We start from the raw sequence: 24498 nt of genomic DNA, 5'->3' as shown, positions 1-24498 counted from the left end.
TGTGGATGGCGTACAGGCGCCCGTTGATTTCTGCCGCAATGGGCATGGGGCCAGCTGGCCGTAGGCAAGCAGATGATCTCGGTGCTGTCGGACGCGTTAAGACCGCAAAGCCTCCCACTTCATAGCCCTCCTGTGCTTGGCAGCAAACCTGACTTGGTTACCTACTTGAATTTCGATTACGCCAAGTTATACATTTCGAACGCTACCTGCAAGAGGCAGATGCTGCAATACCACAATCTTCCTCGAGAATAAATATTGGAGCCACTATATCTTTCATCTTCATCATGACAATTCCAAATTTCTTCGAGTAGAAATATTCCATTCCTGTCTTTTCATGAGTCACTTTATAAGAATCTATTTTCTTTCCAAAAAGTCTCAGCGGAACAGGCATTTTTATTAATTTATATTTTTCATCCCCCTTCTCCCAAACCATTTCCTCACCCTTAATAAATTTTGGGACGGAGAACTTCAAAAAATCAGAAGAGAAATAGAAAAACTCATCATCAACCTCACAGAATTTTATTTTCCCCAAATAAAGATGAGATTTTATTTCCCCAGTTTCTTTCGAAATGGATATCGCTTGCTCATAGCTCCCAGGAGGAGAGTATGTCCAATTATCAGAGTTTGCAAAAACTGGTAAACAGATAGCGAATGATATAAAAATATTTAACGCCGCAAACTTCCGCATGTGCATTTCCCCTTAAAAAGCTCTAGAGCGTATGAGTCGGCATCAAGTTCAACAGCCAAACCTCCGGTTGTTCCATTTAATCTATACTTCAAATACTCTGATCCGCCTGGACTAAGTATGCGATTCCCCTTCATCAAATGACGGAATTCATGTAAAAATACCGCATAAGGATCCTCTCTACTATTCTCGAACGGATTTATAAAGTTACTTGTTAGCCCAAAATAGTCAGATGTGAAATTTGTATGAAAATTATCTACATCCGTTGTAGGACTTCCACGCCGACCATCAGTACCAACCGTCCATTTATCAAAATATGACTTCAAATAAGAACTATCAGAAGCGCAAAGTGAATCTATCTTATCTTCCAGTTTTCTTCCATATTCACGCAACTGCTTCACCCACGGAGGTGGAGGGGTTGCAAAGCTGTCTCCCTTCCACATTACCTTGAACAATCCTTGTGGATCACCATAAATCAATGGGTTGCCCCCCACATACCCAAACCGATTCCACCCACCCTCCAACCCGATCGGGTCCGCCTGGATGTATCTCCCCGTCGCCGCATCGTAGTACCGGTGCAGGTTGTACGACAGCCCCGTCTCTTCATCAAACACCTGCCCCGGATACCGCAGATCGAACTTCACCGCCTGCGCATAGCTGGGGCCGCTGACCGTCTGGCCGTAGCCACGGTCGCCCGTGGTGGGACGCACTTCCCCAAACCCCGAGATCAGCCATTGCCAGGCCACCTGCCCCTGCTGGTTGGTCAGGCGCCTGGGAGTGTTCAGGTGGTCCGTGTGGATGGCGTACAAGCGCCCGTTGATCTCTGCCGCAATGGGCATGGGGCCGCTGGCCGTGGGCAGGTAGATGATTTCCGTGCTGTCGCTCTGGCCTGCCGGAGCTGCGCTGGTTGGCTAAGAGTGGCTAACACCACTTCGTCACAGGCCCCCGCAGAGCAGTTATGCTCGCTGCCCTCATGGCAAGACGACCCGTTAGCAAAGAACTGTGGCGACAGCTACAACCCCTGATCCCAGCCTTCGTGCCTTCTGCCAAAGGCGGTGCGCGCAAACTCGCAGTCAGCGATGAAGCTGCCCTCAACGGCATCTTGTTCGTGCTGCAAACAGGCATTCCATGGGAAGACCTTCCCCAATCCCTGGGCTACGGCAGCGGCATGACTTGCTGGCGGCGTCTGCGCGACTGGAATGCCGCTGGTGTCTGGGAGCAGCTGCACCAAGCCATGCTGACTCGCTTGCGTGAACATGACCAAATCGATTGGAGCCGGGCCAGCATTGATGGCTCCTCGGTACCAAGCCCCCGGGGGGCCAGGAAACGGGCCCAAACCCCACGGACAGAGGCAAGCTCGGCTCCAAGCGGCACATCGTCGTAGATGCCAGAGGCATCCCGCTGGTGATCTTGGTCAGCGGCGCGAACCGGCACGACTCCAAGATGTTCGAGAGGTGCGTGGACGCGATTCCTGCGATTGCTGGCCTGCCAGGACGTCCCCGTAGAAGACCGGCAAAGCTGCACGCCGACAAAGGCTACGACTTCAAGCGATGCCGAGCCCACCTGAGGCAGCGGGGCATCATTGGCCGGATTGCCAGACGAGGCATTGAGAGCAGCGAGAGGCTGGGCAAACACCGGTGGGTGGTGGAGAGGACGCACAGCTGGTTTGCAGGCTTTGGCAAGCTGCGAATCCGCTTTGAACGACGGCTGGATATCCACGAAGCGCTGCTGAAACTGGCAGCGGCGATCATCTGTGCGCGCTTCGTGGATCGGTGGTGTTAGCCACTCTTACTGGCCCGGTACGGTGCTGCCTATGCCGATTTGTTATTGGATTTTTATTTTTAACCTCCAAAAATTTAAATCATCTCCATCTCCCGATTCATCCTTATTGTTTTCACCAATCGAGTAAAGCTTAAAAGTCTTCGATTCCGTTGGAGTGTATTTGTAAATAATTGGTTGTTCCCAAGCATCAAGAATTCGTGCAGTTGGGTAAATAAAATCTCCTTCGGGCGGAGCCAACTCATCTAAATCTTTGGGATAGCGGTTAAATTTCTCTTTAAACAAATATATTGCTCTTCCGACTCCAGCAAGACTGTGACTTGTAGTCTGCATTCGCTGTTTTTTCGGATTTCCCTCAAAGAAAAACAATCCCAAAATTAGGCATACAATGAAGAAGAATAGTAGCACCAACTTTAATCGACCCATAATATTACCGACTATCTTCTACATGCGCAGTCAGAAACATGGTTTGAATAATCTCCATATATCTTATCGGCATCCACTGGCTTCCCTTTCGGACCGCCCCAGATATCGCCTTTCCTTTTCCTCTTACTGGAATGCAAGTCGCCAAACCCCCATCGCTCTCTATTCCAAATCAAGTTGCAATTTCCATAGTGCCCAAAAATTCTTCGCAAAATACTATCTGCGCCATGCATTCCTTCATGAAAGACTTTATGATCCGCGTATAGAACTCTGCAGAGGACAAACATCAGGACTCCGACCACACTGGCCGAAATTTATCAAATTCAAGCTCTTAGCTTGAGGAAAATTCAAAGGCGCCTACCGGGCTTCCACCTGTCTACTTGACCTCTGATGAGCCAGGCCCAGTGCATTTTTGAGACAACTGCATGAGGTCACGAATTTCGCTTTCTAACCCTCTTTTTTCGAGAAAGTCCCCTAGATATGCGATCGCCTTTTTGTCGCAGAGCTGCGCTTTTAGCTTCGCATCTTTGATTTTCTCGAGACTGTAAGGGTCATATAAAAATGAATAGCAAACAACCACAAAAAACACCACGAAAAAAGTAATCCATATTTTCTTTACGCTTCTCATACTATTACTTTTTGAAAGTTACCCAAGATCCGCGTTTAAACAAATTCGGCGCATCGCCAGCAGAGTTCGCATTAAATGGCCCGATATCAATTGGACCTATGTTCCAAGTTTGAGTGGTTGGCGCTGTCACTGGCACTCCCAATAACTTGGAAAGTTTTGCGGCATAAGAATCATCACCGCCAACACCTGTGTTGCAGGCATTTAAAAGAACTGGGCGATGATCACCGGCCTTCCAACTTGGTAAAGTCTTGATCAGATCAGCCAGTTGAGCAGGGCTTTTCATATTGACTGACGTTGTCGAGCCGTGCGAGATGATGGTTAACAGACCGTCGTTGTCCGGGTAGGTTAATGCTGCCGCAAAAGTCCATCCCTCTCTCGTCGGAATCAGGATCACCTTTTCTAATCCCAACGGATCGACAAACGATAACGGATTCTCGCCCACATACCCAAACCGATTCCATCCTCCAGCCAGCCCGATCGGATCCGCCTGGATGTATCTCCCCGTCGCCGCATCGTAGTACCTGTGCAGGTTGTACGACAGCCCCGTCTCTTCATCAAACACCTGACCCGGATACCGCAGGTCGAACTTCACCGCCTGCGCATAGCTAGGGCCGCTGACCGTCTGGCCGTAGCCACGGTCGCCCGTGGTGGGACGCACTTCTCCAAACCCCGAGATCAGCCATTGCCAGGCCACCTGCCCCTGCTGGTTGGTCAGGCGCCTGGGGGTGTTCAGGTGGTCCGTGTGGATGGCGTACAGCCGGCCGTTGATCTCTGCCGCAATGGGCATGGGGCCGCTGGCCGTGGGCAGGTAGATGATTTCCGTGCTGTCGCTCTGGCCTGCGGGCGCTGCACTATTGGCGCTCCGCTGGTTGGCGTACTGGCCCAGCACGGTGCTGCCTATGCCGTCTTCGGCGTACAGGGTCTGCAGCGTGGCCGGTTGACCTGCGCCCCGGGCATCGCTCTTGAGCACGCGCTGGCCCAGGGCGTTGTAGACGTAGCTGACCGCTCGTGCGTCGGCCGCGTCCGCGTATTCGCCGGCCTTGGCGATGCGGCCGTCCGCGCCGTAGTGCAGGTGGTTGTCGCCCTTCTTGACCAGGGCGCCCGCAGCGTCGTAGCTGAAGGTCACGTTGCTGTTCTGCGCCGCGCTGCCCGGGCGCTGCAGCGTCTGGGCATAGCTTTGCAGGCGGTTGGTGCCCGCAGCCGTCTGGTAGTTGCGCTGCAGCGTGGACGTGCCCGATGCCAGGGCATTGCTGTAGTGCACCTGGGTGCGGTTGCCGTTGGCGTCCCACGCGTAGCCGGAGGCGCTGAGCTCGATGGTGTCGGCCAGGCTCCAGCCCGTGGGCAGGGTGAGGCCCGAAGGCGCGCTGTGCGCGCTGGCCGTGAGACGGCCCACGGCGTCGTAGCTGAAGGCGCTGGACAGCTTGGCCTGCTGGGCTGCGGCCGTACCCGGCAGCATGTGCCGCTGCTGGATCAGGCTGATGCGGCCTGCAGCATCCCAGGTCAGGTTCAGCAACTGGCTGCTGGCCAGTTGGCCTGCCGTGTTGTAGCTGCGCTGCTCGGCCAGGACTGCCGTGGCGCCGGGCTGCTGCACAAAGCCCTGCCATTGCCAGGCCGTGGGCTGTCCCAGCGGGCTCCAGGCCAGGCCGGTGACCAGGGGCTGGCCGTTCCACTGCAGGCCCGTGATCTGGCCTGTGCTGTCATACAGGTAGGTGGCCTGCTTGCCGCTGGGGTAGGTGATGCTTTGCAGTTCTCCGCCTCCGCCCTGCCCAGCAGGTACATACGAGTGGATCAGCGACTTGGTGTCGCCATTGGCAAGGATCTGGCTCTTGCGCAGCACCCGGCCCAGGATGTCGCGCTGGTACTGGGTGGTGACGCCGGGGTCCTGGATCTCGCTGAGGTGGCCCGTGCTGGCCTTGGGGGCGCCGGGGCCGTTGTAGGTGGTGCCGGGCAGGTCGTAGCGCAGCGTGGAGGTTGCGGTGCTGCCGTACTGGAGCTGGATGGGGCGGCCCAGGGCATCGCGCTGCACGGCGAGGGTGCGGCCTGCGGCGTCCTTGGCGGTCGCGATCAGGCCCAGGGCGTCGTAGGTGGTGGTGCTGTTGCCAGCGTCGGGGGTGGTTTCGGCCTTGGCGTTGCCCAGGGCGTCGCGGGTGTAGGTGGTGGTGACGCCTTTGAAGTCCTGGGCGGCGGTGACGGCGTCCAGGGCGTTGTAGCTGAGTGTGGCGCTTGCGTTGAGAGGGTCGGTGATTTTGGTGAGGCGGCGCAGACCATCGACGTCCAGCGTGGTGGTCTGCCCCAGGCCGTTGCTGGCCGTGGCCAGATCGCCGTTGGCGTCATAGGTCAAAGCAGTACTTTGGTTGCCGCGTATGGTTTCGCTGCTGATGCGATTGATGCCGTTGATGGAGCGCTGCATCTGCAGGGCTGTCTGGGCCGCGCTGTCCTTGATGAGCTCACTGGTGCGGTTGTCCCACTGGTCCAGAACGTACTGGCCGGAGTTGCCACGGTTGTCGCTCCAGCGATTGATGCGCCGGGCGTCGTCATATTGGTAGGTGATGGCATGGCCGTTGGCGAAGGTGATCGTGCCCAGCCTGTCATTGGGCAGGTAGGTCAACGTGGTTTGCTGCCCGCCGACGCTGACGCGCGTGAGCTGCCCCCGGGGGTTGTAGCTGTAGCTGCGCTCCAGGCCCGAAGGGGCCATGGCCGTCAGGATCCGGCCCGCGCCATCATGGGCGAACTGGTGGACATGTCCCAGGGCGTTGGTGACCTTGTTGCGGTTGCCCCGGGTGTCATAGCCAAACAGGGTCTGGCCGGCAGCATCGGTATAGGTCTCGGGCAGGCCCTGGGCGTTGTAGCTCCAAGCGCTTGAGTAGGTGGTATTGCTGGCGTTGTCCGTAAGGGCGGCGCCCACCAGTCTGCCGCCACCGCCGTAGCTGAGCTTGGTCGTGCGGCCGGTCTCCGTGATAAGAGTGGGCAAGGCCAGGGTGTCATGCCAATCAATTTGAGTGCTTTGGGCCTCCGTGCGATTGAAAGCAGCCACGACCTTGGTGATCAATTGGCGATTGGCATTCCACTGGTAGGAAGTTCTGTTCCCTTTAAAGTCTTCGATATAGGCTGGAAGAAGATCAGCATTCAACTCCTCCTTGAACTTTGCCCAGAAAGTGGCCTTGCTCTGCCCGACCAAGCGCACGCCGGCAGCCGATCCTTGGTAGTGGCGCGTGGCGCCGTTGCCATCCGGGGCTGTCGTGGTGACCGAGGCTTTGTACCAGTTGGGATCATCAGCGCCGGGGGCCACCAGCATGCCTGCCGTTCCTACACTGGCAGCGCCTGAATAAGAGACGCTGTAGACACCGCTTACCCCAGCCCTTGATGTGTGTTTGAGCGAGCCATCGGAGTTATAAACAAATCCCAGCACTTGATTACCCTGGGAATCGCCAATGGCAGTCAAGAGGCCCGGAGAAACACTACTTTCGTAGCTGTATGTTCGAGTCTGAAAGCCATTGACCTTGACGGAACTGAGATTTCCCTTCGCGTCGTAGTCATAGCTCACTGTATTGCCGTCAGGCAATGCAACGGAATTTAGCTTGCCATCTGCCCGGTAACCAAAATCCACCTGTCGACCGAAGGAATTTGTCACAGACAGAACCTTGCCGTTATTTTGCAATATGTTGTAATACCAGCCATTGCGCAAAGTGACGTTAGTCAGCCAACCCTGACTGTCGAAGTTCCACCAACTGTCGTCGCTGGCGCGATAGTATTTCCAACTTCCTCCCACCGAACCCAATAACAAATCAGGCCCAGTGGCGGCATGCCATGGAGATTGCTCGCCAGGCTCTTTCAGAAATAGCACTGAACTGGCGTCGGGCAGCAGGATGCTGATGCTGGAAGGGTGGCCTGATCTATATTCCGTAGGCAACTTGAGGCGTCCCGACCAAGAGTGTACCCAGCCTTTACCCATGCCGATATCTGCATCTTCATCAGGGCCGCCAAAACTTCGGTAGATATGGCTGACAGTGAGTGGGTTGGGGCTTTGATCTATCCAATCCGTTTGGACCTGGAAATTCTCGGGACCTGAGGGAATGCTTTGTGCCTTGGCAAAGTTAAAAAATAGACAAAATACACCCAAGACGACCAACGAGCGAGAGCACGACTTCAATGGAAAAATCGACAGCTTGCGCAGAATTTTCAGATTTTTATTCATAGTTTGTCTTTAAACAACACAATCATCAACGGCAATTCAAGTGCTTCACCCGGCACCCTCCAACAATTCACTCACATTAAATTCAATAAAACTCTTTCAAAGGCACTTACCCGCATTAGAAATCACGCCGCCCACAAGATGCAGCGGATTCTTCATCAACACTCAAATCACTCATCAATACTTTGATATTCTTCTTGGCCACTTCAATGCATTTTGAGCATTCCGCCTTCATTTCCACAGTTGTGGATTTTAGGTATGGCGGAATATACAACAATTGAGCCTCACCGTTGACATTGGTTCTTAATGAGAAATTTTGAAATGAGGCAGAATCTTCTTCTTTTAGGCTAATCGACACGTCAGTGAAGGCAGCAGGCTTACCACCACGTCGAACCAAAATATCTTGCATGATAGGCCCAGCCAAAGAAGGCAGTGATTGCGTAACTTCCGGCCCACTGATCTTGATTTCCCACAACCCCTTCTTGCTGCAAACCCTGACATCATCCGGCACTCTATTTGCAGGTAAAAATCCGGCCTCGCATTCTTCTTCGACCAAATATCTGGTGATATAAAATTGATCCGTCAATTCCCTTGGCGTTGCACACGATATAGGACCAGGCTCTGGGTAAGGACTTCCTTCTTGAGAAACAACCGTGCCCCAATTCTGGGATTGGATCTCATGCAGCCTCAATGCCGATATATCTCCAGACCAATTCCCATAAGGCCCTTCCAATCTCAATGGCTTGCATTGCTTAGAGCTCCCACTATCCCAGTAAGCACTCATAAAACCCATGCGCCACCTTAGAGCTTCCTCGGGAGAAGAATAGTTTGCAGCATGAGATGCTGTTCCACCGCACGAAACGGTCGAGGGATAGCCAGGCACGCAAAAATCTCCGGCCTCATGTCCATATCGCAAATATATTTCCCTTGGAACGCAATTATCAAATTCAGGGTTGCAACAACTCGCTTCATTGGGATATGTGGCGCAATAATTCTGCGCCATCGACGGGACCGACATCAAACCAGACAAGGACACTATAAAAATATTAATCAATTTCATATTAGATAACTAGAGCGTTTTATGAACTTCTGGCAGAAACCAAGTACCTGCATGGCCGCGAGCTACATCGGCACTGCAAAAACCAGAGTGGGACAACTGCCTTTACATAGGCATCAGTCGCATGGAGAGCACACGAGCATACTGCTTGAGCTGCGCTGCAGATGAGAGACGCAACATGTGAGATCCGAACTCCACGCAGAGCACGGCAAAGCCTTTTCTCGAGATCTGGAATGGGGCTCCCGGCAGATAGCGTCTGGCATTGCACCAGTTCGGACCATCTTGTTCGACGACAATCCAGTAGGCCATGGTTTCGGCACGTCAGTCTTCAAAGAATTCGAACCATTGGCGAAGCGCTGTCACAGGCCATCGCCTTCAGCGGTATACAAGGGGTGGATTGTGTCGCAAACAAGGGAAAGCCATAGTCACAAACGAGTCAAAAAATTGGCGACAACTTCTACGCCAATTTCGACTGCATCATGCTCGACACCGGCGGCATCCATATCGGCAACGACGTGCTGCGGGCCCGGGGCGTGGGTATCTACACGCCCAACCATTCGGTCCATGCCGCCGAGAGCGCGGCAGGTGGCTGTTTTCCCAGGCAGGTGCGGATTGCCAGCCGGGTCTGGATTGGCACGGGCTGCCACCTGAACCCGGGAGTGACCATTGGCGACGTTTCCATCATCGGTTCGGGCAGCGTGGTCAAGAAGGACATTCCGCCGGGCGTGATAGCCGCAGGGGCGCCCTGCCGCGTCGGGCATGCGATCACGGATGGCACAGCAAAGAGCTCTGACGGGCAAACAGCCTTTTGTCGCCCGGCATGACCCTGAAGACAGGCATGTCTCGCCCGAACAGCCCCATAATCTGGCTTCAAAAATTTCGCACCCCTATGACACAGTCCCTCAAAGAACTCCTTGCGGCCAAGGCCGCGCTGGACATGGAAATTGCCAAGGCCCGCACCTCGGCGGCCGACGCTGCCCTGTCCAAGGTCCAGAAGCTGGTGACCGATTTCGGGTTCACCCAACAGCAAGTGTTCCCCTACATCCCTGAAAAAACCAGTGCGCCGGCGAAGTATCGCGATCCGGCCACGGGAGCGACGTGGACAGGTCGAGGCAAGCCTCCGAACTGGATCAAGGACCAGGATCGCGACGACTTCCTCATCGAAAGCAAACCCGAAGCGGCCCAAGGCCCGTTCCTCGCGGAAATGGCGGCAGCGGCAGCTCGCAACTGAAGGCGCTGCACACGGCGGCACGCAGGATGCCGTGCGGTGCGGTGGGGTTCCGATGCGAAGGAATCTGTGCCTGCCGAAAAAAAGCCCTCTGAGCATTCAGCGGGCTTTTTTTCCGGCCTGGCGCCGGCAGCGTAGTCACTGCCGGCATCTTTCGAGGGCGTGCATCGCGCTCCGGCAGGGGGAGCAGCCGGGCCTTTGCGGCACCGCCAGCGCTCAGGCATGGCTGACGGGGCAGCTGCCCGCCTTGCCCATGATGCTGTCCGCAGGCGCCTGCGCGCGGTCATTCAGGCCGTAGTCGCGCAGCACCTGGGTGACGCGCACGCGGTAGTCCTTGAAGATCTTGTCGCGGCCGGCGCGCTGGGCACTGAGGTGGGCTTCCACGTTGCGCCACTGGACGACGGCTTCCTCGTCGCGCCAGGTGGTGACGGACATGACTTTCTCGGGGTTGAGCGTGCTCTGGAAGCACTCCACGGAGATGAACCCCTCCATGGGCTTGAGCATGGGGGTGAGCTTGTTGACCAGGTCCACATAGGTCTGGTTCTGGCCGGGCAAGGCCTGCAGTTCGAACAGTACGACAACCATCTTCAACTCTCCTTTTTTCGGGAACAGAGATTCCGGCGCCGCGCAGCGGCGGCTCCGGCGTGGGGGAAATGGGTGAATGGGCGCCGCCGCAGGTTCAGCGGCTGCGCGCCAGGTTGGCCAGCCATCCGGCCAGCACATCGCGCGCGGCCAGCGCCAGCAGGCCGCCGTATTTCTGGGCATCGGCGCGCAGCGTGCGCGGGTCCACCTGGGCGACGCCCAGTTCGCAGGCATGGCCCACCAGCCAGCGCTCCAGCCGGGCCGCGTCGGCCTCCAGATGGAATTGCAGGCCCAGCACCTGCGAGCCGACGGCGAAGGCCTGGTTGGCGCCGATGGCGGTGCCAGCCAGGTGCACGGCGCCTTCGGGAATGTCGAACTGGTCGCCATGCCAATGAAGCACGGGCACGCCGTCCAGTTTGGCGAGGGGCGAGGCCAGGCCGGCGTCGGTGAGCGTGAGCGGCGAAAAGCCGATTTCCTTGACGCCCAGCGGGTAGACCCTGGCGCCCAGCGCGCGCGCAATGAGCTGGGCGCCCAGGCAGATGCCCAGCAGCGGCTTGCCGCTGTCCAGCCAGCGGCGCACGGCCGCCAGCTCCTGGGCGACGAAGGGATAAAGCGCCTCGTCATAGGCACCTATGGGGCCGCCCAGCACGACAAGCAGGTCGGCACGGCCCAGGTCCAGGGTGTCAAGCTCGCCGATGCTGGGATCGACGTACTGCACTTCGTAGCCGCGGCTGGCGAACTCGGCATGCAGGGTGCCCAGGTCTTCGAAGTGGATGTGGCGCAGCGCGATGGCTTTTTTCATGGGAGGAACTCAGGTGGATACAGGAGGGTGGCTTGGAACGTGCGGAGCCCGTCAGGCGCCGGGCTTGAGATCGACGTGGATATGGCCTGCCGAGGGGAAGGTGCAGCAGGCCAAGGCATAGCCGGCTTCCTTTTCCCTGTCGCTGAGGCAAAAGTCCGCCTCCAGCCGTGAACTGCCTCCCGTGATGCGGATGCGGCAGCTGCCGCAGATGCCGGCCCGGCACTGGCTGCGGATGGCAATGCCCACGCCTTCCAGGATTTCGAGCAGGCTTTTGCCGGACGCGGCTTCGACAATCTGCCCGCTGTGCGCGATCTGCAGCTGGCATGCCTGCGCGGTCTCGCCTGGCTGGGCGGTGGATGCGGCAGGCGGCGTGAAGGCCTCGATGTGCTGTATGGCACCGGGAAAGCAGGCCCGCGCATGCTCGCGAAAGGTCTGCGCAAAGGCGTGGCCACCACAGATGACCACCGCCTGGGGCTGGCCCAGCGCCAGCAGGGACTGCTGCGAGGGGCGGCCCGGCACGAAGGGGCCGTGGGCGGCAATGTCTTCGCGCGTGATGTGGATACGCAGGTCGAACCAGGGGGCCGTTTCGCACAGCTGCTGCAGCTCCTGCAGGAACGGAATGTCGGCCATGCGTGCAAAGCACAGCAGCAGCGTGGTGCGCGGCACGCGCCGGCCCTGCTGCTGCAGCCGATCCAGTTCGCGCAGCAGCGCCAGCGGCAGGGTCAGGCCGATGCCGCCGGCCAGCATGACCAGGGAGTCCAGGCCCAGCACCAGGTCGGCCGTGATGTCACCGGCCACGTGGCCGAGCGGCAGCGTGGAGCCTGCGCGCAGCACTGCATGCATGTGGTCGGAGACGCTGCCCCGGCCCGAGCTTTTGACGGCAATGTCGAACTGGCCGGCGCCGTCGTGCTCGCTGCAGGGCTCGTAGCGGGTGATGGAGTACAGCCGCTGCTGCACGGCGCCACTGGCGTCGGCATGCTCGATGGCCACATGCCGGCCGGGCCGCAGGCCGCCGAGGAACTGCGCCGAGGCGCCCTGCACGCGCAGGGTGTAGACCATGACGCCGCCCGCCTCTGCCCGTGCCGCGGCGCAGCGCGCCAGCGTGCTGCCTGCCTGGAGGGCGGCGCTCATGCCTGCATCTCCTCGAGGACCGAGGACACCAGCGCCACGCTGCCGCCCAGGTTGCGGCCCGCCAGGCCGATGCGGTCGATCAGGCTTTGCACCGAGTCGGTGTAGACGCCGATCTCGTTGCTGTCGCCCACGTCGTGCAGGATGTCGCGCGCATGCGGCATGCCGACCATGGTGAAGACGGTGGACCAGGCGCCCAGCTCGTTGTTGGCGAACATCTGCACGGTCTTGAGGATGATGGAGCGCAGGTAGCTGCGCTCGCGGTTGCTCAGGCCCTGGACGATGTCGGTGGCCACCGAGCTGAAGACGCTGGAGTGGCTCCATTCGTCCACGGCGTGGGTGCGCGTGACCTCGTGGCAGATGGGCTGGATGGAGCGGTCCTCGGCCATGGTCTTGAGGTAGTCGGTGATCAGGGTCTCGCTGGCGCAGGCAATGGCGAAGCGGGCCAGGCGGCGCTCCCATTCCGCGCCGCACTGCGCCAGCACGCCGTTGCGCCAGCCGACGAGGTTGAAGTCCGCGTAGTCCAGCGGCGCCAGGCCGCGCATCTCGTAGATGTAGTTGCAGGCCATGATGGACATGCGGGTGTGCAGGGCCTCGTCCAGCAGGGCCTGGGACATGACGTCCTGCAGCAGCGCCCGGTTGGCGCTGGGCGGCGGGGTCTTGATGATGTCCTCGCAGGCCGGCGTGACCACGTTGCACTCGATGTAGATGGTCTTGAGGTTGTAGATGCCCCAGGCGTAGGACAGGCATTGGTCGCGCAGGTGCTGTGGCGCCTCCACCCATGCCTGGTGGTCGCGAAACGGCAGCAGCGAGGCGGTGAAGTCCTGCCGGGCGGGGTCGAACGCCAAGCCGCAGTAATCAGGCAGGTCCTGATTCACGGCCGCTCTTGACTTCCACAGCAGGGACAGCTTTTTGAGCGCATCGCGCACGGCGTCATCTGTCCGAGAGATATCGAGATTCATTTTTCAACTCCGTGTGATTGAACTTGATTGATCTGAGTCAAATCGCCTATTCCCTCCCCCGCTTTCTCCATCTGCCGCAATCACCAATGGCGCCGCAAATAGCGCTTCAAATGACGCTGCAGATGGCAGATACGTTGTCATGGATTTCTTCACTCTGTCATATTCCACCTTGAATCAATCTGCCCGACTGCAGATTGCGGATGATTCGTGGCGGTATTGGATCTCATGACTTTCAACGTCTGGCGGCGAATTCTATGGAGAGAGCATGGATTCAAACAGACCTATTTTCGACAATGAACCAGACCGCTTTTTTCCACGGTTTACATTGGCATGCCACCTTAATTGGTCTGCTCACCCGCTGAAACATGGTCGGAATCAAGGCCGCTGCACTTTGTAGACTGCCCATTACCGATGCGCCCTGGTTTCCAAATCCTTCCATAAACCGGACGCTGCCGATTCCCGTGCTTCAGCGCCTCCAAGACAGCCAATGCGACATGGACGATTTATCGCTCCCCAAAATCAATTCACTGGATCTTCAACAGGCAGACAGCGAGGCCTGGGATGCCATCGCGGCCGAGCGGATTCGCCAGTCGCGCTCGATTGAATTGATTGCCTCTGAAAACTTCGTGAGCCGCGCGGTGATGGAGGCGCAGGGCTCGGTGCTGACCAACAAATACGCCGAGGGCTATCCGGGCGTGCGCTACTACGGCGGCTGCGCCAATGCCGATGCCGTGGAGAACCTGGCCATTGCGCGTGCCAAGGCGCTGTTCGGCTGCGCGCACGCCAACGTGCAGCCGCACTCGGGCAGCCAAGCCAACCAGGGCGTGTACCTGGCTTTCCTGGAGCCCGGCGACAAGATCATGGGGCTGGACCTGCGCTCGGGCGGGCACCTGACGCACGGCTCCAGCGTGAGCGTGTCGGGCAAATGGTTCCAGTCCATCAGCTACGAGGTGGACGCCCGCTCCCAACTCATCGACATGGACCAGGTGCGGCGCATTGCGCTGAAGGAGCGGCCCAGGCTCATCATTGCCGGTGGCTCGGCCTATTCACGGCAGATGGACTGGGCCGAGTTCCGGCGCATTGCCGACCGGGTGGGCGCCATCTTCATGGCCGACATCGCGCACGTGGCGGGGCTGGTGGCCGCGGGCGTGTTCCCCTCGCCCGTGGAGCACGCCCACGTGACCACGACCACCACGCACAAGACGCTGCGCGGGCCGCGCGGCGGCATGATCCTCTCGGCCGACGCCGAGATCGCCAGGCGCATAGACGCCGCCGTGTTTCCTGGCCTGCAGTCCGGGCCGCTGATGCATGTGGTGGCGGCCAAGGCGGTGGCGCTGGGCGAGGCGCTCAAGCCCGCCTTTCGCACCTATGCGCGGGCCGTGGTGGACAACGCCCGCGTGCTGTGCGACCGGCTGTCGCAGGGCGGACTGTCCGTGGTGTCCGCAGGCACGGACTGCCATCTGGGCGTGATCGACCTGCGCCCCTGGGAGCTGACGGGCAAGGCCGCCGAAACGGCGCTGGAGCAGATCGGCATCACGGTCAACAAGAACGCCGTGCCCGGCGATGGCGCGCGGCCGCTGGTGACCTCGGGCATCCGCGTGGGCAGCGCGGCCTGCACCACGCGCGGCATGGGCGCCGACGAGTTCCGCGAGATCGGCGACATGATTCTTGCCACGCTGGGCGGCATACGCAGCGGCACCATGAACGCGCGCACGCTCAAGTCCATCCACGAAGGCGTGTCCGACCTGACCGGGCGCTTTCCCCTGCCCTATTGAGGCATGCAGCGTCCGGTGTCTCCCAACCTGTCAGGGTTTTCGCAGCGCGTTGGCCAGGCGCAGCACGGCGGCCTCGATCTCGTAGGCCGTGAGCGAGGCATAGCCCAGCAGCCAGCCCGGCTGCCGCTGCTCGCCCGCGTACAGGCGGCTGAGCCCCTGCAGCAGCACGCCGGCCGCGGCGGCGCGGCGGATGGTGTCTTCCTCGGACCAGCCGGGCTCCAGCAGGCAGGGCACCTGCATGCCGCCCTGGGGCCGTGGCGCGGTGACGATGCCGGCCAAGTGCCTGCCTATGGATTCGAGGATGACCTCGCGCCGCCCCGCGTACAGCTTGCGCATGGCCCGCACGTGGGAGTTGTAGTGGCCGTCTTCCATGAAGCGCGCCAGCGTCAGCTGCTGGATCTGGGGCGTGTGCCCGTCCATGATGCTGCGCGCCTGGACAAAGGCGCGCACCAGCTCCTGCGGCAAAGCCATGTAGCCCATGCGCAGGCCCGGGTACAGGGTCTTGCCGAAGGTGCCGATGTAGATGGTGCGCGCGTGCTTGTCCAGGCCTTGCACGCAGGCGGTGGGCATGCCGTCGTAGTGGAATTCGCTGTCGTAGTCGTCCTCGATAATCCAGCGCCCGCTCTCGAAGGCCCAGCGGATCAGGTCCAGCCGCCGCTCCAGCTGCATGGTGACGCCCGTGGGGTACTGGTGCGACGGCGTGACATAGACGCAGGTGGCGCCGCTGCGGTCGGCGTGCAGCAGGTCCGTGCGTATGCCTTGCGCGTCCACGTCGATGGGCAGGACCTTGGCCTCGGCCGACTCGAAGGCCTTGCGGGCGCCGAAGTAGCCCGGGTTCTCCAGCAGGATGGGCCGGCCCGCATCCACCAGCAGCTGGGCGCACAGGAACAGCGCCTGCCGCGTGCTGCTGAGCACCACGATCTGCCCGGCGTCCACCTTGGCGCCACGCTCCAGGTTGAGGTAGGTGGCTATGGCCTTGCGCAGCGGCTCGGCGCCCTGCGGGTCGCCGTGCAGCAGGACGCTGGCGCGGTAGTCCTTGAGCGCCTGCCGCTGCAGCCGCTCCCAGACATCGGTGGGAAAGGTGCGCGTCTCGGGCAGGCCGGTGGCAAAGGCCCGAATGGTCTGCTGGTCGGCGATGCCTCCGCCGTCAACAATGGCCTGGCCGCGCCGGCTCAGGCCGGCACCGGCCCTGCCCGCTGCGGCCACCTGGGCGCTGCGCTCGTGCTCGGGCGAGCGGCCGCGCCGCGCCGCCCGGCCCCGCAGCTCGGTGCCGATGGTCTCGGAGACATAGCTGCCCGATCCCTGGCGCCGCACGATGAAGCCGTCGCGGTGCAGCTGGGTGTAGGCGTTCTCCACCGTGTCGCGGGCAATGCCCAGCGAGTCGGCCAGCGAGCGCGTGGCCGGCAGTTTCAGGCCCGGCAGCAGCGCCCCATCCAGGATCAGCGCACGCATGGCGCGCTGCACCCGCTGGTGAAGGTCCAGCTGGCGCAGGTCGGTATCTCCCATGCGGATCTTCAGGGTCTCAAGCTCGAAGGTCTTGCTCATGCGGTCTGCTGCCTTTCATCTCATTGCACCTCTTGGGCAGGCCATTGTACTGACGCAAACGCTGCGCGTTCATTACAAAGTGGTCTGAAACAAGATAGCGAAGTGTATGGATCACTCAGTCCACTTCGGCGCTCAAATACCCCTTTCTTCAGACAGCCAGGAATCCAACCCCCAAGGAAAACGAGAAGACCATGCCTTCATCAGACACACACTCACCCCTTCGCTTCAGCGACCTCATCCACCCCGTGGTGGCCGGGCTGATCTCGGTCATCGTCAACTACGGCGGCACCTTCATCCTGGTGTTCCAGGCAGCCAAGGTGGCCGGCCTGAGCCCGGAACTCACGGCTTCGTGGGTGTGGTCGATTTCGATTGGCGTGGGCGTCACCGGGCTGGTGCTGAGCTGGCTCTCGCGCGAGCCCATCATCACGGCCTGGTCCACGCCGGCCGCCGCCTTCCTGGTGACGGCCCTGGCCACCACGCCGTATGCCGAGGCCGTGGGCGCCTATGTGGTGTCGGCCGCGGCCTTCGTAGTGCTGGGACTGTCGGGCTGGTTCGAGCGCGTGATCCGGCTGATTCCGCCCGGCGTGGCCTCGGGCCTGCTGGCGGGCATCCTGCTGCAGTTCGGCATCAAGGCCTTTGGCGGCATGAGCGTGGACCCGCTGCTGGCCGGCCTGCTGATCGTGGCCTACGTTCTGCTCAAGCGGCTGACGGCGCGCTATGCGGTGGTAGGCATCCTGGCGCTCGGCCTGGCGTTTCTGCTGGCGCAGGACCGTGTGGACCTGTCCGGACTGCAGCTGCGCTTTGCCGCGCCCGTGTTCACGCGGCCGGAATTCACGCTCAACGCCCTGCTCAGCGTGGCCTTGCCGCTGTTCCTGATCACGCTGACCGGCCAGTACATGCCCGGCATGCTGGTGCTGCGCAACGACGGCTTCAAGACCAGTGCCAACCCCATCGTCACGCTGACGGGCCTGGGCTCGCTGCTGATGGCGCCGTTCGGCTCGCACGCCTTCAACATCGCCGCCATCACGGCCGCCATCTGCACGGGCAAGGAGGCGCATGAAGAGCCGTCCAGACGCTGGATCGCGGGCATCGCTGCGGGCGTGTTCTACATCCTGGTGGGCGTGTTCGGCGTCACGCTGGCGGCCGTGTTCATGGCGTTCCCGGCCACCTTCATCACCACGCTGGCGGGCCTGGCGCTGCTGGGCACCATCGGCGGCAGCCTGGCCAATGCGCTGGCCGACGCCAAAACCCGCGAGGCCTCGCTGATCACCTTCCTGGCTGCTGCAGCCAACATTTCCATGCTGGGCATAGGCGGCGCCTTCTGGGGTTTGGTCATCGGCCTGGTGGCCCATGCCGTGCTCAACGGCCAGTGGCCGCGCCGGGCCGCCCGCAGCGAGGCGGGCACCGGCAACGTGCCCGCCGCCGATGCCGCCATCAAAAGGAGCTGAAACCATGTTTGCGACACAAGACACCACCGGCGGCACCGCCCAAGCCGCCGACACCCTGACCCGCCACGACCAGCACGGCCGCTACCCCCAGGCCGAGACGGTGGACGATTTCCGGCACAACCTGGCCACCGTGCAGGCGCGCATGGCCGCTGCCTGCCGCCGCGCGGGGCGCGACCCGGCCAGCGTGCGCCTGCTGCCCGTGAGCAAGACCAAGCCCGAGTCCAGCCTGCGCCTGGCCCACGCGGCGGGCTGCCGCATGCTGGGCGAGAACAAGGTGCAGGAAGCCTTCGGCAAGTGGGAGGCCATGCAGGACCTGGCCGATCTGCAGTGGTCCGTCATCGGCCACCTGCAGACCAACAAGGCCAGGCTGGTGGCGCGCTTTGCCAGCGAGTTCCAGGCGCTGGACAACCTGCGCGTGGCCGAGGCGCTGGACCGCCGCCTGCAGGCCGAAGGCCGGGCGCTGGACGTGTTCGTGCAGGTCAACACCTCGGGCGAGGCCAGCAAGTACGGCCTGCCGCCCGACGAGGTGCAGGGATTTGTCCAGGCCCTGCCCGCCTTCAGTGCGCTGCGCGTGCGCGGCCTGATGACGCTGGCCCTGTTCTCCAGCGAGGCCGAGCGCGTGCGCCAGTGCTTCGTGCTGCTGCGCCGCCTGCGCGACCAGCTGCGCCAGAGCGCGCCGGCGGGTATTTCGCTGGACGAGCTGTCCATGGGCATGTCCGGCGACTTCGAGATCGCCATCGAGGAAGGCGCCACCGTGGTGCGCGTGGGCCAGGCCATCTTCGGCGCCCGCGCCCAGCCGGACAGCTTTTACTGGCCCGCAGGCGGCCCCGATCCCGCGGCCCTGGCACTGCCCTGAGCGCGCCCCCCTCGCCACCCTTTTCGATTCAACCCTGACCCCGCTTGAGGACCTTGACATGCAAAAAGCCATGCAACCCCTTGATTCCCGCCTGATGAAGGCCTATGCCCGCCAGCCCGTGTCCTTCGTTCGTGGCCGTGGAGCCCGGTTGTGGGACGAGCACGGCACCGAATACCTGGACGCCATTGCCGGCGTGGCCGTGACCAGCCTGGGCCACGCCCATCCGGAGATCGCCGCCGTGATTGCCGAGCAGGCCGGCCTGCTGCTGCACACCTCCAACGTGTTCCGCATCGACTGGCAGGAACGCCTGGGCCAGCGCCTGTGCGCCCTGGCAGGCATGGAGACCGCCTTCTTCTGCAACTCCGGCGCCGAGGCCAACGAGGCCGCGCTCAAGCTGGCGCGCCTGCACGGCCACCGCAGGCAGGTGGCGCGGCCGCAGATCCTGGTGATGGACAACGGCTTTCACGGCCGCACGCTGGCCACGCTGTCGGCAACCGGCAACCCGGCCAAGCAGCGCGGCTTCGAGCCGCTGATGCCGGGCTTCGTGCGCGTGCCCTATGACGACATCGCGGCCGTGCACCACGCCGCCGCCCAGCATGGCGACATCGTGGCCGTGCTGATCGAGCCCGTGCAGGGTGAAGGCGGCATCCGCCTGGCAAGCCCCGACTACCTGCGCCAGCTGCGCAGCCTGTGCGACCGGCATGGCTGGCTGCTGATGCTCGACGAGATCCAGACCGGCCTGGGACGCACCGGCGCCTGGTTCGGCCACCAGCATGCGGGCATCGCCCCCGATGTGATGACCCTGGCCAAGGCCCTGGGCAACGGCATTCCTATCGGCGCCTGCCTGGCGCGCGGGCCTGCGGCCGACCTGATCTCGCCCGGCCAGCATGGCTCCACCTTCGGCGGCAACCCGCTGGCCTGCCGCGTGGGCTGCACGGTGCTGGACATCATGGAGAGCGAGGACATCCCCGGCCGCGCCAGGCAACTGGGCCGGCGCCTGCTCAACGGCCTGCAGCAGGCGCTGCACGGCCACCCCGACGTGCTGGCCGTGCGCGGCCAGGGCCTGATGGTGGGCATCGAGCTGAACCGCAACTGCCAGGACCTGGTGGGCCGCGCGCTGGCCCAGCAGCGCCTGCTGATCACGGTGACGCGCGAATCCACCATCCGCCTGCTGCCGCCGCTGATCTGCGACGAGCGCCAGATCGACGACATCGTCACCCGCCTGGCCTGCCTGCTGGAGTCGGCCAGCGCCGCGCAGGCAGGCGCGCCCGCGGCAGGCCAGCTGGCAGCTGCATGACCATCGACTCCCCCAGCCCTTGCCCTGACACAGGAACCACTCACCCATGTACGACGCATCCCTGACCCTGGCCGACTTCGACCTGCAGCTGGCCAAGGCCATCCAGAGCGAGAAACGCCGCCAGGAAGACCATGTGGAACTCATCGCCTCCGAAAACTACGCCAGCCCGCTGGTGATGGCGGTGCAGAACTCGGTCTTCACCAACAAGTACGCCGAGGGCTACCCCGGCAAGCGCTACTACAGCGGCTGCGAGAACGTGGACGTGGCCGAGCGCCTGGCCGTGGAACGTGCCATGGCGCTGTTCGACTGCGACTATGCCAACGTGCAGCCCCATGCCGGCGCCCAGGCCAATGCCGCCGTGTTCCTGGCGCTGGCCCAGCCCGGCGACACCGTCATGGGCATGAACCTGGCCCAGGGCGGCCACCTGACGCATGGCAACCCGTCCAACTTCTCGGGCCGCCACTACCGCATCGTCCCCTACGGCCTGGACCCCGCCACGGGCCTGATCGACTACGACGAGATGGAGCGCATCGCCCTGGAGCACCGGCCCCGCATGCTCATCGGCGGCTTCTCTGCCTACTCGCGCCACAAGGACTGGGCCCGCATGCGCGCCATTGCCGACAAGGTGGGCGCCGTGTTCTGGGTGGACATGGCCCATGTCGCAGGCCTGGTGGCTGCGGGCGAATACCCCAGCCCCCTGCCCCACGCGCATGTGGTCACCAGCACCACGCACAAGACGCTGCGCGGCCCGCGCGGCGGCCTGATCCTGTCCAAGGGACAGGACGAAACCTTCAACCGCCGCCTGAGCTCGGCCGTGTTCCCCGGCGTGCAGGGCGGGCCGCTCATGCATGTGATCGCCGCCAAGGCCGTCGCCTTCAAGGAGGCGCTGCAGCCCGGCTTCAAGGCCTACCAGCGCCGGGTGCTGGCCAACGCCCGCGCCATGTCCGCCGTGATCCAGCAGCGCGGCTACCGCATCGTCTCGGGCGGCACGGACAACCACCTGATGCTGATCGACCTGTCCGACCGCAGCTACACCGGCAAGGATGCCGACGCCGCGCTCAGCGAGGCGCACATCACCACCAACAAGAACACCGTGCCCAACGACCCGCGCTCGCCCTTCGTGACCTCGGGCCTGCGCATAGGCACGCCCGCAGTCACCACGCGCGGCTTCGGCCAGGCGCAGTGCGAACAGCTGGCCGGCTGGCTATGCGATGTGCTCGATGCGCTGGACGCGCAGGAAGGCGCCCGCTTTGCCAAGGTGGCGGCGCAGGTCAGGGAGCAGGTGACGGGGCTATGCGCCCGCTATCCGGTGTACGGATAGCCCGCGCGCAGTCGTGGTGGATCAGGGGTTGGGGTTGGCGCAGGCGCCGTCCATCCCCGCCATCTCCGCCAGCTTCTGCATGCGCGAGCGCTGGTCCAGGCAGGCCTGGTGCTGGGCTTCGGCCGCCTTTTGCTGCGCCAGCTTCGCGGCCTTGGCGCGCTCGGCCTGCAGCTGGGCGATGCGCTCGCGGATCTGGGGCATGGCGGCCACGGCGGCCTTTTCGCCTTCAAGAATGGCGCTGGCGCGCTGGGTGAAGTCGGCCGGGCCGATGTCCAGCACCTTGGGGCGGATGGTGATGTCGGCGCGGGCCAGCTCGGCCTGGCCCAGCTTCTGGCCCATGATGGCAATGGACTGGCCCAGGGCGCCCAGCATGTTCTCGGGCGCCTTGCCACGGGCCTTGTTGGAGATGTCCACGGCAATCACAAGATCGGCGCCCAACTGGCGCGCGGCGTCCACGGGCACGGGGCTGGTGATGCCGCCATCGACGAAGTGGAACTTGCCGATGGCCACGGGCTGGAACACACCCGGAATGCTGCTGGAGGCACGCACCGCCTGCCCCGTATTGCCGCGCGCGAACACGGTGCGCTCGCCGTCTTCCAGCCGCGTGGACACGGCCACGAAGGGCTTGGCCAGCTGCTCCAGCGGCTTGCGGCCCACCTGTTCGTTCACATAGTCTTCCAGCTTCTGGCCCACCAGCAGGCCACCCGAGGACAGCTGAAGGTCGCGGATCCTGGTCTCATCCAGCGCAACGGCCTTTTCCTGCAGCTCGAAGGCGTTCATGCCGCTCGCATACAGCGCCCCCACCACGCTGCCCGCGCTGGTGCCGGACACCACCGCAGGCGCAAGGCCATTGGCTTCCAGCATCTTGATGACGCCGATATGGGCAAAGCCCTTCACAGCCCCGCCGCCCAGGGCCAGACCGATCCTGATGGGCGCCACGGGTGTGCTCGGCGCGGTGGGCGTGGACTCGGGCGTGGCCGCCGAGGGGCTGGGCGGGTTGCTGCCGCAAGCGGCCAGCCCCGCCAGGCTCAGATACACCAGTGGACGCAAAAGGGCTTTCAGGCGCATGCCAGGGATCCTGCTGTCGGATGACGAGATTCGGGGCGGGCAGTATAGCGGCAGGGGCCTGACCGCCGCAGGCCCTCAGGCTCTGGGCTTCAGCAAGCCGCCCATCCCCTGCACAGCCTCCCGCAAAAACCCCCAGACCGCCTCAATGCGCTGAACCTGCCGGGCATCCGAGGGCATGCTCATCCAGAAGGTGCGGGTGAAGCAGGCCTCGGCGGGCAGCACGCGGCTGAGCACGGGGTCGCGGTCGGCAATGAAGGCAGGCAGCACGGCCAGGCCGGCGCCGGCGCGCACGGCCTCGTACTGGGCGGTGATGCTGGTGCTGCGAAAGGCAAAGCGCTCGGGCTGGAACAGGGTGGACAGCAGCTGCAGCTCGCGCGTGAACAGCAGGTCGTCCACATAGTGGATGAAGCTGTGGTGGCGCAGGTCCTCGGTGCGCGCCACCAGCGGGCGGCGCGCAAGGTATTCGCGCTGGCCGTAGAGGAAGAGCCGGTAGTCCGTGAGCTTGGTGACCACGGCCGAGCCGCGCGTGGGACGCTCCAGCGAGATGACGATGTCGGCCTCGCGCCGCGACAGGTGCAGCAGGCGCGGCAGGGCCAGCAGGTCGATGCTCAGCAGCGGATGGCGCTGCGTCAGCGCGGCCAGCTGCGGGGCCAGCAGCTGGGTGCCGAAGCCCTCGGTGGCGCCCACGCGCACCAAGCCGGACGGGCCCTGGCTGGTGGATTCGGCCGCCAGCGGCATGCGCTCCAGCCCGGAGGCGGCGCGCTGCATGGCGTCTGCCACGCCCAGCAACTGTCGGCCGGCCTCCGTGGGCCGCCATTGGCCCGCTTCGCGCTCGAAGAGCACGGCCCCCAGCTGCTTTTCCAGGGCCTGGATGCGGCGCGACACCGTGGTGTGCTCCACGCCCAGTTGCCGCGCGGCGGCGGCCATGCTGCCGCTGCGCGCCAGCTCGCCAAAGAATCTCAGGTGGTCCCAGTCCATGGGTCGAGGCCGCCTCAGTCGGCTGCGGCGCGGCGCGCGGCCAGCGTGCTGGGCGCACGCGCCAGCTCGTCGTTTTGCCGCACCAGGACGGCCATCATGTCCATGAACAGGCCCCGCTGCTCCTGCGGCAGCGGCTCCAGCATGCGCTGCTGGGCCCGCAGCACCGAGGGCTCGGCAGCGGCCAGCAGCGCAGCGCCTTCCGCGGTGACCGAGAGCAGGCGCACGCGCCGGTCGGCCGGGCTGGTGTTTCGCACCATGAGGCCGCGCGCCTCCAGCCGGTCGATGACGCTGCCAATGGTCGAGGTATCGAAGCCGATCATCCGCGCCAGCGTGCGCTGGTCCACGCCGGGTTGGCGCAGCACGGCAGACAGCGCCGCGTACTGCACGGGGGTCACGCCGAATTCCTGGGTCTCCTCCATGAAGACGGCTACCGCGATCTGCTGCAGGCGGCGGATGTGGTAGCCGGGGTAGTTTTCTAGTTCTGCGGGTTGGTAGTCCATGGCCATTGCGCTCTTTTCCGGGTCCCTGCGGGCAAGCGCAGATGTTCGCATGAACCGCGCCCTCCGTTGGCCTTGGCTGGCGGACAGGTGATTCACCCGGACACGCTGTCCGCCGTCGTTTTGCCTGCATCCAGGGAAACCCCAGGCTGGCCTGATGCAAATCAACACTACACTCATCGTCAGCATACTGTTTAATTAGTCGCGACGCAGCTGATCCGCAGGCTGGCGACACGCACCACGAAAC

General features: G+C 62.5%; 21 protein-coding genes. 8 read left to right on the top strand and 13 right to left on the bottom strand.

The window, feature by feature from the left end:
- Window positions 1-202 precede the first annotated feature (202 nt).
- Both DACI_RS32120 and DACI_RS31485 read right to left on the bottom strand, forming a co-directional pair.
- Window positions 203-688 (bottom strand): hypothetical protein, encoded by a 486-nt coding sequence (locus DACI_RS32120; RefSeq protein WP_157059679.1) that lies wholly within the window; start codon window positions 686-688, stop codon window positions 203-205.
- The gene (locus DACI_RS31485; RefSeq protein ID WP_012205550.1) at window positions 667-1524 is read right to left on the bottom strand and encodes an RHS repeat-associated core domain-containing protein; all 858 of its coding nucleotides are present in this window, start codon (window positions 1522-1524) and stop codon (window positions 667-669) included. Before DACI_RS31485 ends, DACI_RS32120 begins: the two co-directional genes overlap by 22 nt.
- A gap of 134 nt (window positions 1525-1658) precedes the next feature.
- Between DACI_RS31485 and DACI_RS31480 the strand changes: the two genes are divergently transcribed.
- A protein-coding gene (locus DACI_RS31480; RefSeq protein ID WP_085930546.1) for an IS5 family transposase occupies window positions 1659-2467 on the top strand; the annotation gives its coding sequence in 2 pieces (ribosomal slippage) (window positions 1659-1989 and window positions 1989-2467; 810 coding nt in all).
- A gap of 42 nt (window positions 2468-2509) precedes the next feature.
- Here DACI_RS31480 and DACI_RS31475 read toward each other — a convergent pair.
- The 3 genes from DACI_RS31475 to DACI_RS32110 form a co-directional block, all read right to left on the bottom strand.
- Window positions 2510-2890, bottom strand: coding sequence for a type II secretion system protein GspG (locus DACI_RS31475; RefSeq protein WP_080518208.1), 381 nt, complete (start codon window positions 2888-2890; stop codon window positions 2510-2512).
- 629 nt (window positions 2891-3519) lie between these two features.
- Window positions 3520-7710: an RHS repeat-associated core domain-containing protein gene (locus DACI_RS18700; protein ID WP_157059677.1), complete on the bottom strand. Its 4191-nt coding sequence runs from the start codon at window positions 7708-7710 to the stop codon at window positions 3520-3522.
- Between the two features lie 115 nt (window positions 7711-7825).
- Entirely contained in the window at window positions 7826-8767 is a 942-nt protein-coding gene (locus DACI_RS32110; protein ID WP_157059676.1) for a hypothetical protein, read from the bottom strand.
- 476 nt (window positions 8768-9243) lie between these two features.
- Between DACI_RS32110 and DACI_RS18695 the strand changes: the two genes are divergently transcribed.
- Together DACI_RS18695 and DACI_RS18690 are read left to right on the top strand one after the other, a co-directional pair.
- A complete protein-coding gene (locus DACI_RS18695; protein ID WP_012205546.1) occupies window positions 9244-9588 on the top strand; it encodes an LbetaH domain-containing protein in 345 nt (114 codons plus the stop codon).
- A 65-nt stretch (window positions 9589-9653) separates the two neighbouring features.
- Window positions 9654-9995 carry an H-NS histone family protein gene (locus tag DACI_RS18690; protein WP_034393459.1) on the top strand — a complete coding sequence of 114 codons (342 nt, stop codon included), beginning with the start codon at window positions 9654-9656 and terminating at the stop codon, window positions 9993-9995.
- 213 nt (window positions 9996-10208) lie between these two features.
- Here the strand turns inward: DACI_RS18690 and DACI_RS18685 are convergent, their stop codons facing one another.
- The 4 genes from DACI_RS18685 to DACI_RS18670 form a co-directional block, all read right to left on the bottom strand.
- On the bottom strand, window positions 10209-10577 hold the full coding sequence (locus tag DACI_RS18685) for an antibiotic biosynthesis monooxygenase family protein (protein WP_012205544.1): 369 nt from the start codon (window positions 10575-10577) through the stop codon (window positions 10209-10211).
- Between the two features lie 94 nt (window positions 10578-10671).
- Window positions 10672-11376, bottom strand: a complete 705-nt coding sequence (locus tag DACI_RS18680) for a glutamine amidotransferase (protein ID WP_012205543.1) — start codon at window positions 11374-11376, stop codon at window positions 10672-10674.
- A 51-nt stretch (window positions 11377-11427) separates the two neighbouring features.
- Entirely contained in the window at window positions 11428-12507 is a 1080-nt protein-coding gene (locus DACI_RS18675; RefSeq protein ID WP_012205542.1) for a 2Fe-2S iron-sulfur cluster-binding protein, read from the bottom strand.
- Window positions 12504-13466 (bottom strand): AurF N-oxygenase family protein, encoded by a 963-nt coding sequence (locus tag DACI_RS18670; protein ID WP_012205541.1) that lies wholly within the window; start codon window positions 13464-13466, stop codon window positions 12504-12506. The genes DACI_RS18675 and DACI_RS18670 overlap by 4 nt, the downstream gene beginning before the upstream one ends.
- Window positions 13467-13960: 494 nt before the next feature.
- On the opposite strand from DACI_RS18670, the gene DACI_RS18665 reads away from it, so the two are divergent.
- Entirely contained in the window at window positions 13961-15241 is a 1281-nt protein-coding gene (locus tag DACI_RS18665) for a serine hydroxymethyltransferase (RefSeq protein WP_012205540.1), read from the top strand.
- Window positions 15242-15271: 30 nt separating this feature from the next.
- Here DACI_RS18665 and pdxR read toward each other — a convergent pair whose 3' ends face one another.
- Complete coding sequence (pdxR, locus tag DACI_RS18660; RefSeq protein ID WP_012205539.1) at window positions 15272-16786, bottom strand: MocR-like pyridoxine biosynthesis transcription factor PdxR; 1515 nt, start codon at window positions 16784-16786, stop codon at window positions 15272-15274.
- Between the two features lie 191 nt (window positions 16787-16977).
- Between pdxR and DACI_RS18655 the strand changes: the two genes are divergently transcribed.
- Genes DACI_RS18655 through glyA form a run of 4 tightly spaced genes read left to right on the top strand, consistent with a single transcriptional unit; the run spans window position 16978 to window position 21708 of the window.
- Window positions 16978-18234, top strand: coding sequence for a benzoate/H(+) symporter BenE family transporter (locus DACI_RS18655; RefSeq protein ID WP_012205538.1), 1257 nt, complete (start codon window positions 16978-16980; stop codon window positions 18232-18234).
- 4 nt (window positions 18235-18238) lie between these two features.
- Entirely contained in the window at window positions 18239-19090 is an 852-nt protein-coding gene (locus DACI_RS18650) for a YggS family pyridoxal phosphate-dependent enzyme (RefSeq protein WP_012205537.1), read from the top strand.
- Between the two features lie 58 nt (window positions 19091-19148).
- Window positions 19149-20387: an aspartate aminotransferase family protein gene (locus DACI_RS18645; protein ID WP_012205536.1), complete on the top strand. Its 1239-nt coding sequence runs from the start codon at window positions 19149-19151 to the stop codon at window positions 20385-20387.
- A gap of 46 nt (window positions 20388-20433) precedes the next feature.
- Window positions 20434-21708, top strand: coding sequence for a serine hydroxymethyltransferase (gene glyA, locus DACI_RS18640; RefSeq protein WP_012205535.1), 1275 nt, complete (start codon window positions 20434-20436; stop codon window positions 21706-21708).
- A gap of 21 nt (window positions 21709-21729) precedes the next feature.
- On the opposite strand, the gene DACI_RS18635 is transcribed toward glyA, so the two are convergent.
- From DACI_RS18635 to DACI_RS18625, 3 genes are all read right to left on the bottom strand, one after another.
- Window positions 21730-22776: a patatin-like phospholipase family protein gene (locus DACI_RS18635; protein WP_012205534.1), complete on the bottom strand. Its 1047-nt coding sequence runs from the start codon at window positions 22774-22776 to the stop codon at window positions 21730-21732.
- Window positions 22777-22851: 75 nt separating this feature from the next.
- Window positions 22852-23754 carry a LysR family transcriptional regulator gene (locus DACI_RS18630; RefSeq protein ID WP_012205533.1) on the bottom strand — a complete coding sequence of 301 codons (903 nt, stop codon included), beginning with the start codon at window positions 23752-23754 and terminating at the stop codon, window positions 22852-22854.
- Window positions 23755-23768: 14 nt separating this feature from the next.
- Window positions 23769-24305: a MarR family winged helix-turn-helix transcriptional regulator gene (locus tag DACI_RS18625; RefSeq protein ID WP_012205532.1), complete on the bottom strand. Its 537-nt coding sequence runs from the start codon at window positions 24303-24305 to the stop codon at window positions 23769-23771.
- Window positions 24306-24498: the final 193 nt, after the last annotated feature.

The sequence above is a fragment of the Delftia acidovorans SPH-1 genome, from assembly GCF_000018665.1.
GTDB classification, from domain to species: domain Bacteria; phylum Pseudomonadota; class Gammaproteobacteria; order Burkholderiales; family Burkholderiaceae_C; genus Comamonas; species Comamonas acidovorans.
This window is presented reverse-complemented; position numbering and strand designations above follow the sequence as displayed.